General features: G+C 71.2%; 7 protein-coding genes and 1 pseudogene. 4 read left to right on the top strand and 4 right to left on the bottom strand.

Annotated features, from left to right (window positions below; translation table 11 throughout):
- Positions 1–208: 208 nt before the first annotated feature.
- Positions 209–1,096 (bottom strand): Gfo/Idh/MocA family protein, encoded by an 888-nt coding sequence (locus ACZ7NC_RS43555; protein WP_471497562.1) that lies wholly within the window; start codon positions 1,094–1,096, stop codon positions 209–211.
- A 257-nt stretch (positions 1,097–1,353) separates the two neighbouring features.
- Here ACZ7NC_RS43555 and ACZ7NC_RS43550 point away from each other — a divergent pair, with 257 nt between their 5' ends.
- Entirely contained in the window at positions 1,354–2,211 is an 858-nt protein-coding gene (locus ACZ7NC_RS43550; RefSeq protein ID WP_471497560.1) for an aldo/keto reductase, read from the top strand.
- A 33-nt stretch (positions 2,212–2,244) separates the two neighbouring features.
- Here ACZ7NC_RS43550 and ACZ7NC_RS43545 read toward each other — a convergent pair whose 3' ends face one another.
- Both ACZ7NC_RS43545 and ACZ7NC_RS43540 read right to left on the bottom strand, forming a co-directional pair.
- Positions 2,245–4,704, bottom strand: a complete 2,460-nt coding sequence (locus tag ACZ7NC_RS43545; RefSeq protein ID WP_471497558.1) for a CBM35 domain-containing protein — start codon at positions 4,702–4,704, stop codon at positions 2,245–2,247.
- A gap of 50 nt (positions 4,705–4,754) precedes the next feature.
- Positions 4,755–5,792 (bottom strand): LacI family DNA-binding transcriptional regulator, encoded by a 1,038-nt coding sequence (locus ACZ7NC_RS43540; protein WP_471497556.1) that lies wholly within the window; start codon positions 5,790–5,792, stop codon positions 4,755–4,757.
- 151 nt (positions 5,793–5,943) lie between these two features.
- On the opposite strand from ACZ7NC_RS43540, the gene ACZ7NC_RS43535 reads away from it, so the two are divergent.
- From ACZ7NC_RS43535 to ACZ7NC_RS43525, 3 genes and pseudogenes are all read left to right on the top strand, one after another.
- Positions 5,944–7,209 carry a glycosyltransferase family 4 protein gene (locus ACZ7NC_RS43535; RefSeq protein WP_471497554.1) on the top strand — a complete coding sequence of 422 codons (1,266 nt, stop codon included), beginning with the start codon at positions 5,944–5,946 and terminating at the stop codon, positions 7,207–7,209.
- The gene (locus ACZ7NC_RS43530) at positions 7,206–8,036 is read left to right on the top strand and encodes a transferase (RefSeq protein ID WP_471497552.1); all 831 of its coding nucleotides are present in this window, start codon (positions 7,206–7,208) and stop codon (positions 8,034–8,036) included. Before ACZ7NC_RS43535 ends, ACZ7NC_RS43530 begins: the two co-directional genes overlap by 4 nt.
- A 19-nt stretch (positions 8,037–8,055) precedes the next feature.
- A pseudogene (locus ACZ7NC_RS43525) lies at positions 8,056–8,184 on the top strand (hydroxylase); the annotation flags it as partial.
- A 48-nt stretch (positions 8,185–8,232) separates the two neighbouring features.
- On the opposite strand, the gene ACZ7NC_RS43520 reads toward ACZ7NC_RS43525, so the two are convergent.
- On the bottom strand, positions 8,233–8,382 hold a 150-nt coding region (locus ACZ7NC_RS43520; protein WP_471497563.1), incomplete at its 5' end, for an SDR family oxidoreductase.

Here is an 8,382-nt window from a genome sequence, read left to right as displayed (position 1 = left end):
CGGTGGGACAACGAGGGCCTCCTGGCTGCCGGTTGTAGATGTCGCAATCCACACCGAACCCAGGGGCCCTCACCTCGTTCAAGGACCACTCAAGGGCGTGTCGCCCGTCACCAACGTCCCCGGACAACACACCTAGTGCCCGACCACCCCCAGAACATCGAGGTGTCGGGTGGCTGCGACCTCCAGATCCAGGCCGCCTCCCCGGTGGTCAGGCCCCGCCGCTCAAAAGCTCTTCGGCCGCCGCCAGAATCTCGGTGACCCGCAGCCCGTACCTTGCGTCGCACGCGTGCGCGTTCCCGGTCCGGGCGGCGGCCAGCAAGCCGTCCGTGGCCCGGAGCAGGGCGGTCACCGCGCTCTCGGTGCTCTCCGGGAGGAGCGTCACCCCGGCCGTGCCCCGCAGCTCCACCGCGGCGCCCGCAGCGGCGGGCGGTGCCGTGAGGCTCAGGGCCAGTGTGCTCGACGCGCCACCGGCGTGATCGAGGACCAGGTGGACGGTGTCACCGGGGCCGTGCGCGGCCGCCGTCACGCGCCGCACGTCACCCAGGACCGGCAGCAGCACGGACAGGGCGTGCGGGCCCACGTCCCACAGCGCGCCCTTCTCCCGGCGCCACGGCGAGTCCGCGAAAGGGTTGCCGTCACCGCTGAACACCGCGCCGAGCCACTCCGCCCGTCCCGTGAACCAGCCCTCCACCGCCGCCTGTTCGATGATCCACGCCTCGGTCTCCGGCTGGAACCGGGTGGTGAAGAAGACGACCGAGGCCACCCCGGCCGCCTCGACGGCCTCGACGACTGCCCGCGCCTGCTCCACCGTCGGCGCGAGCGGTTTGTCCAGCAGCAGATGACAGCCCGCCCGCGCGGCCCGCACCGCGAGGTCCGCCTGGATGGCCGGCGGCAGGGCGACGGCCACCGCGTCCACGTCGGCGAGCAGCGCGTCGACGTCGTCGTAGGCACGTATGCCGTAGGCGTCGGCCAGTTCCTTCGTGGGGGCCGTACGGCGGCCCCACACTCCGACGAAGTCCAGTTCCGCGTGCCGGTCCAGGGCGGGGGCATGGGCCATCTGGGCCCACGGGCCGGTGCCGAGCAGTCCGATGCGCATGCCGCCGCCTCTCGCAATACCGTCGATCGAGCGAGGAGAGCGTGTCACATCAACCCGCGGGCGGCGCAAGCAGTTACCTGGCCGATCCCGGCAGCGGGGATTCAGCGGCTCCGTCGCTGAATGCATTCGCTTTCTTCTATTGGACCTCCCGCGACCGGAAAGCCACGCTGGAGTCGGTCCGGTGCCGCGTGCGAACCCCCGCCCGCTCGCCGGGCGACAACGTTTGCCGAGCGACAGCCGAAAGAGGTCACGAGCCCATGCACACCCGCCGCATCGGGGATGTCGACGTCAGCGCGATCGGTCTGGGCGCGATGCCCATGTCCATCGAGGGCCGCCCGGACGAGGCACGTTCCCTCGCCACGATCCACGCCGCGCTCGACGCCGGCGTGACCCTGATCGACACCGCCGACGCCTACCACCGGGACGCCCACGAGGTCGGTCACAACGAGACCCTCATCGCCAAGGCCCTCGCCTCCCACGACCTCGGCAAGGACGTCCTGGTCGCCACCAAGGGCGGCCATCTGCGCCCCGGCGACGGCAGTTGGACGCTGGACGGCAGCCCCCGGTACCTCAAGGAGGCCTGCGAGGCGTCCCTGCGCCGGCTGGGTGTGGAGGCCATCGGGCTCTACCAGTTCCACCGCCCCGACCCGAGGGTGCCGTACGCCGAGTCCGTGGGTGCCGTACGCGAACTGCTCGACGAGGGCAAGATCCGTATGGCCGGGGTATCCAACGCGAACCCCGACCAGATCCGGCAGGCGAACGACATCCTCGGCGGCAGGCTGGTCTCGGTGCAGAACCAGTTCTCCCCGGCGTTCCGCTCCAGCGAGCCGGAGTTGCGCCTGTGCGACGAACTCGGCATCGCCTTCCTGCCCTGGAGCCCGCTCGGCGGCATCTCCCGGGCCGGTGAACTGGGCTCCTCCTACGCCCCGTTCGCGCGCGTCGCCGAGGCCCACGGGGTGAGCCCGCAGCGGGTCTGCCTCGCCTGGATGCTCGCCAAGTCGCCGGTCGTCGTTCCCATCCCGGGATCGAGCCGCCCGGAGACCATCCGGGACTCGCTCGCCGCGACCGAGCTCGCGCTCACCGCCGAGGAGCTCGCGCAGCTGGACGCCGTCTGAACCTTCCCGGAGCCCGGATGGCGGCCGGCCGGGCTACGGCCGGTCGACGACTCGGCCCAGCTCGATCCGGTCGATGTGCGGCGCCCACGCCGTGGCGTTGCCGAACGTCACCTTGTTGACGCCCTGCTCCAGCTCGACGGGGACGCTCACCGTCCAGTAGTCGTCCGGGCTCCAGGTGTTCTTGAAGGTGACCTTCACCGGTGTGCCGTCGCCGACCGTGATGTCCGCGGTACGGGACATGATGTCCGTGTTGTAGGCATGGCCGTTGTCGCGCCGGTCGTCGTGCGCGTAGTGGACGACCAGCAGATAGCGGCCGGAGCTGGGCGCCCGCACCGTGAACTCGGCGACGCTGAACGGGCCGTTGCCGAGCCGTCCGATGTACGAGCCGGTGGAGGCGTACGCCGAGTCGACCAGCTCGGCCTCTCCTGTGAGCGTGGCCGAGGCGGCGGCGTAGGTGAGGGCGCCGGACGTCGAGCCGTCGCCCGAGACGTCGAGGGAACGGACCGAGGCGTCGGCCGCCGTCATCGCGACGCGGTTGTTGCCCGCCACCAGGTACAGGCGCAGGGGGAGTTCGGGTGCTGCCGTCACCGTCTCTTCGTGCAGGGCGAGTTCCACCGCCGCCGAAGCCCGCGGCACCACCGTGTAGTAGCCGTCACGCGGGGCGTGGACATCGAACACGGCTCTGTCTCCCCGACGCAGCACGAGGGCACCCGTGCCCACGTCGGCGGACGAGGAGTAGTCGTACGAGGGCCTGCCGCCGATGTCCGCCAGGGTGGCCTCGTAGGAGGTGGAGGGCTCGCCGCTGTGGGCGGTGAGGTCGATGCGGTCGAGTGTGACCTCGGCCGAGCCCTTGGCCAGCGTCAGCACGTGGGTGCCCGACGCCAGCTGGACCGGCAGCTCCTTCCTGGCGCGGTAGGTCCAGTTCTGGGTGGAGGGGTAGGTGACGGTGACCGGGGCTCCGCCATCGACCGAGAGCCGCTGGGTGGCGGGGGCGCCGGACTGGTTGCCGTAGAGGATCGCCAGGTCGTACGTCCCGTCGTGCGGGACCGTGACCGTGAAGTCGACCTTGCTGGTGGGCCGGTCGAGGGAGCCGACGTCCTTGGTGCCGGAGGCGGCGTAGCCGTTGGCGTTCTCGACCGTGCCCTGGGTGAAGACCTTGCCGTCGGTGATGTCCGCGTCCTCCGCCTCGTACGACGCCGACCAGGGGACGGAGGGCGCGGTCGGGGTGCCGGAGCCGCCGGGGGTGAGGACGATCCGGTAGGCGGACATCCTGTGCATGCCGCGCAGCGGCACGGTCACCGAACCGTCCTCGGCCACCGGCAGCTTCGTCCGGGCGAGCACGCGGGGCGCCGCATGCCGCCCTTCGTAGCCGGACCAGGTGGCCTCGGCCACGACCGCGACGACCGCGGGGCCGAAGACGGACCGGGGGACGTCGCGGACCACGACGTCGCAGTCGCCGGCGGAACCACCGAGCAGGACCTGGGCCTGACGGCGCGCGGTGTCGAGGGAGGCGAGGCCCTGGAGGGTGTCGACGGCGCTCGGCCGCGGCGGGGCCACCCGCACGGTGTCACCGGTCAGTCCGGCGTACCAGCGGAAGAACCACCAGCCGCCGTTGGGAATGTTGGCGCGGACCACATGGCCGCTGAGGTTGCCCGCCGCGTCCCAGTAGGCCGCGTTGGCGTACACCTTGTTCCGCTCGAACATCGAGACCCACTGCACGAGTTGTCCCGGCACGGACAGGTCGCGGCGGTTGGCGTACTCGTCGATGTTGACCTTCAGCGGGGCGATGCCCGCCTCCCGCTCCAGGGCGCGGTAGTCGTCGTAGTGGGCCTGGAAGTCCCGCAGTGAGCCGGAGTCCAGCTCGTGCCAGGTCATCACCTGAGGCAGGACGTCCTCGCGCTTGGCGAAGGCGAGGAAGTCGCGCAACAGGCGGGTGTGGTAGGCGGCTTCGTTGGGGCCGGCGATCCTCGCGTCGGGGTCGATCGCGCGGATCCGCCGGTACACCGCTTTCCAGTCCTGGAAGAACCGGTCGCGGCCGGCCTCGTACTCGGCCTGGTCGGAGACGTCCAGCCGGTACCAGATCTGGTCGGGCTCGTTGAACGGGATGTAGACGAAACGGTCGCGGTTCGGGTCCGCCGTCACCTCCTCGACGATCTTGTCGACCCTGGGCAGGTAGTCGTCGATGCCGAGGTCCTCGTACGGCCACTCGGCGTAGATGTCCTGCATCATCACCAGGATCTCGCCGCCTCCGTTGCGGAAGAACGACCTGGAGACGGTGAGCGCGTCGCCGTTGGGATGCTGGGCGCCGCCCTCCGGCTTCTGGGAGATGCTCGTGATCTTCAGGGGCTCCAGTGCGGCATCGCTCGGGACCCCGTCGTCGCCGAGTCCGTACAGCGCGCCGTTGGCGCCGAGCATCACCGGGCCCTCCGAGACGCCGAGGTCGACGGTGAGGCGCTGCGGCTCGGGGCCTGCCGAGGGGAGGGTGCCTGCCATGGCGGTTTCTCCAAGTGCTGCTGTGACCGGGATCGTTGCGATGGGGGCGTTCAGACGGTGACGGGCGGTGGCCCCGAGCTCTCCCGGACCACCAGCTCCGGTGCGCGGACGGGATGCGGGGCAATGTGCGCGGCCCCCTCCAGCACCCCGTGCAGCAGGGCGAACGCGGCCCGGCCCAGACCGGTGAAGTCCAGGCGTACGGTCGTCAGGGACGGGGTCAGATAGGCGGAGTGCGGGGCGTCGTCGAACCCGGCCACGCTGACCTCGCCGGGGACGGAACGGCCGCACTCGTGCAGGGCGCGCAGCACACCCAGCGCGAGGTCGTCGTTGCCGCACAGGATCGCGGTGACGGCAGGGTTCCGCGCCAGGCTCAGACCGGCAGCGTGGCCGCCCTCGGGCCCCCAACTGCCCTGCACCGGAGGGTGTTCGGGCGCTCCGGCCGCGCGCAGCGCCTTCCGCCAGCCGCTGGTGCGGGCGCTGGTGCGTCGGGTGCCGGACGGAATGGCGACGTAGTGCACCGTCTGGTGGCCCAGGGACAGCAGGTGACGTGTCGCCTCGTAGGCGGCCTCGCGGTCGTCGGTCCACACCCGGGGGGAGTCGCCGCCGGGAGGGGCCTGCGGGGTCTCGACCACGCCGACGACCGGGAGTTCGGCGGGGACGGCGCCGAACGCCCGCACTCCGGCCGGATCGTAGGCGATCACGATCAGTCCGCCGCCGACGTCCGCCGCCCGTTGTACCTCCGCGGAGACCGCGGCCTCCTCGTCCGATTCCAGTACGCCGATCCCGACCGCATAGGAAGCAGCGCGGGCCGCCTCCTCGACGCCCTGGAGGAGGGAGGCGTAGCCGTGGCGGGTGGTGTTCGCGGTGAGCACGGTCACTGCCCTGCTGCGTCCGCTGGCCAGCGCGAGCGCGGTCGCACTGCGCCGGAAGCCCAGCTCGTCGATGGCGGCGAGCACGCGGTCCCGGGTGGCGGGCCTGACGCTGGGATGGCCGTTGATCACCCGGGAGACGGTCTGGTACGAGACGCCGGCGGCGGTCGCGACATCCCTGATGCTCGCCGGGCGCCGCGTGTGACCGGTCACATGCATGCCAGGAGTGTGACCGGTCACATAGAGGCCGTCAAGCCCGCACCGGCCCCGCGTCCGGTTGCGCCACGATGGCGCCGGCCCTGGTGACCAGAAAGACAACAGGGCGATAACACAAGGCAACTGAAAGGGGCTCAGCGTGGTCTAGTCCGCCATGAAGATCTCTTTCCTGCTCCACAACGCCTACGGGATCGGAGGCACGATCACCACCACGTTCAACCTGGCCCAGGCACTCGCCGAACGGCACGAGGTGGAGATCATCTCCGCCCTGCGGCACCGGGAACACCCGAACTTCACCCTGGACCCGAGAGTGTCCTTGAGACCGCTGGTGGATCTGCGGCACGAGAAGGAACATCCACTGCATCTCAGACCGGCACGGGTCTTCCCGGCAGCCGAGTACCGCTACCGGCAGTACAGCGAGCTGACCGACGAACGGATCGGCGAGTACCTGGCGACGACCGACGCCGACGTGGTCATCGGCACCCGGCCGGGACTCAACGTCCATCTCGCACTCCAGGCACCGGAGCGCGTCGTCCGCGTCGGGCAGGAGCACCTCACCCTCGACAACCACTCGCCCAGGCTGCGCACCGCGCTGCGCCGGGCCTACCGCAGGCTCGACGTGCTCACCACGGTCACGGAGGCGGACGCCGCCGCCTACCGGCGCAAGATGCGGCTGCCCGGGGTCCGGGTTGAGGCACTTCCGAACAGCGTCCCCGATCCCGCGCTGCCCCCGTCGGACGGCCACGCGAAGGTGGTGGTCGCGGCCGGCCGGCTGGTCCCGGTGAAGCGCTACGACCTCCTCATCGAGGCCTTCGCCCCGGTCGCCGCCGCACACCCGGACTGGCAGCTGCGCATCTACGGCAAGGGAGAGGAACGGGACCGGCTACGGCAGCTCATCCAGGACCTCGGCCTGTGCAACAACGCCTTTCTGATGGGTGCGGCGGCCCCCATGGAGGCGGAGTGGGTCAAGGGCTCGATCGGCGCGACCGCGGCCAACTTCGAGCCGTTCGGCATGACCATCGTCGAGGCGATGCGCTGCGGACTGCCGGTGGTGAGCACCGACTGCCCCTACGGGCCCGGCGAGATCATCGAGGACGGCGTCGACGGCCGGCTGGTCCCGGTCGGGGACCGCGAGGCCATGAGCGCCGCGTTGCTGGAACTGGTCCGCGACGACGAGCGACGTCGGCGGATGGGACGTACCGCGATGGAGAACGCGCGACGGTTCGCCCCGGTCCCCGTGGTGGAGCAGGCCGAGCGCATGATCGACGCGGTGACCGCCGCGCCGGGAAGCAAACGACCGGTCACGCCGGAACCGAGGCGAATACAACGCGCCCTGGTCAGCCAGGGCTTCGCCGCGCGTGACGCCGCGTACGCCGCGGCCTCGGGTGCGCTGCGCACGGTACGGAGGGGACGGCGATGAACACGGACTCCCGCACGACCGAGGGCACGACCCCTCGCACCGACTGCACCGCCGACGCGGACGGCCGGATCACCTTCGCCCTCCAGGCACCGTCCACCGATGCCCGCCTGCTCCTGAGGCTTCGCCCGAAGAAGGGGCAGCCCGAGAAGACCCTCCACACCCTCGACCTCGAACCCTCGGAGGACGGGCGGCTGAGGGCCGTACTGGAGCCGCGACTCGCCCTCACCGAGGGCCGCTGGGACGTGTACCTCGTCCCCGAACCCGGCGCGCCCCGGCAACGTCTGCGCCCCGGCCTGCGTGACCTGCGGACCCTCGTCGACGGACACCTCCGTGACCGGCCGTCGCCGGTCGCCGTGCGAGTCCCGTACGTCACCAAGGACGGCTATCTCGCGGTACGGGCCTGGCTGCGCACCGCCCACGCGGAGGTCGAGGGCATCGACATCACGGACCGGGCGATGACGGTCAGGGCCCGGCTGCACGGCACCTCGTTCGCCGAGGGAGCCGCCGTACGACTGCGGCTGAGGGGCGGCAGCGGGACCGCGCTGACCCTCGTGCCGCAGGTCGACGACGACGGCCGCGGATTCGCCTTCACCGTGGAGTACGGGGAACTGGCAGGCGGGGACGACACCGGGAACCGGGTCTGGGACCTGTCCGTCCAGGTCGGATCCGCCGACGGGAAGGCTCCGATCCGCATCGGCCGGCTCCTCGACGACGTCGCGGACCGCAAGGAGATCCACGTCTTCCCGGCGACCGAGGTCGGCGATGCCGTCGTGCGGCCCTACTACACGGTCGACAACGACCTCTCGGTACTTGCGGGCAGGACCTGACCGCAAGTCTCCGTACGGGATCGTGGCCGTCGCCCCTGTGGCGCTCACCGAGGAGGGGCACGGGGGACAGGAGTACGTGATCACCGGACCCGAACTCCTCACCGTCGCCGACAAGGTGGCGACGATCGTTGCTGCCCGCGGCCGGGAGTGCGCCTCCTCGCTTCGAGGGAACCGGATGCGCACCACCGGCCGTCGTTCAGGCCCGGGTGTAGCCGCCGTCGGCGAAGAGTTCGGCGCCGGTGACGAACGACGAGGCGTCCGAAGCCAGGAAGAGGGCGGCCTCGGCGATTTCCTCGGCGTCAGCCAGCCGCCCCAGGGGCACGCTGGCCTCGGCGAACCGGTCGAC

The organism is Streptomyces sp. NPDC111802, assembly GCF_055634335.1.
This window is presented reverse-complemented; position numbering and strand designations above follow the sequence as displayed.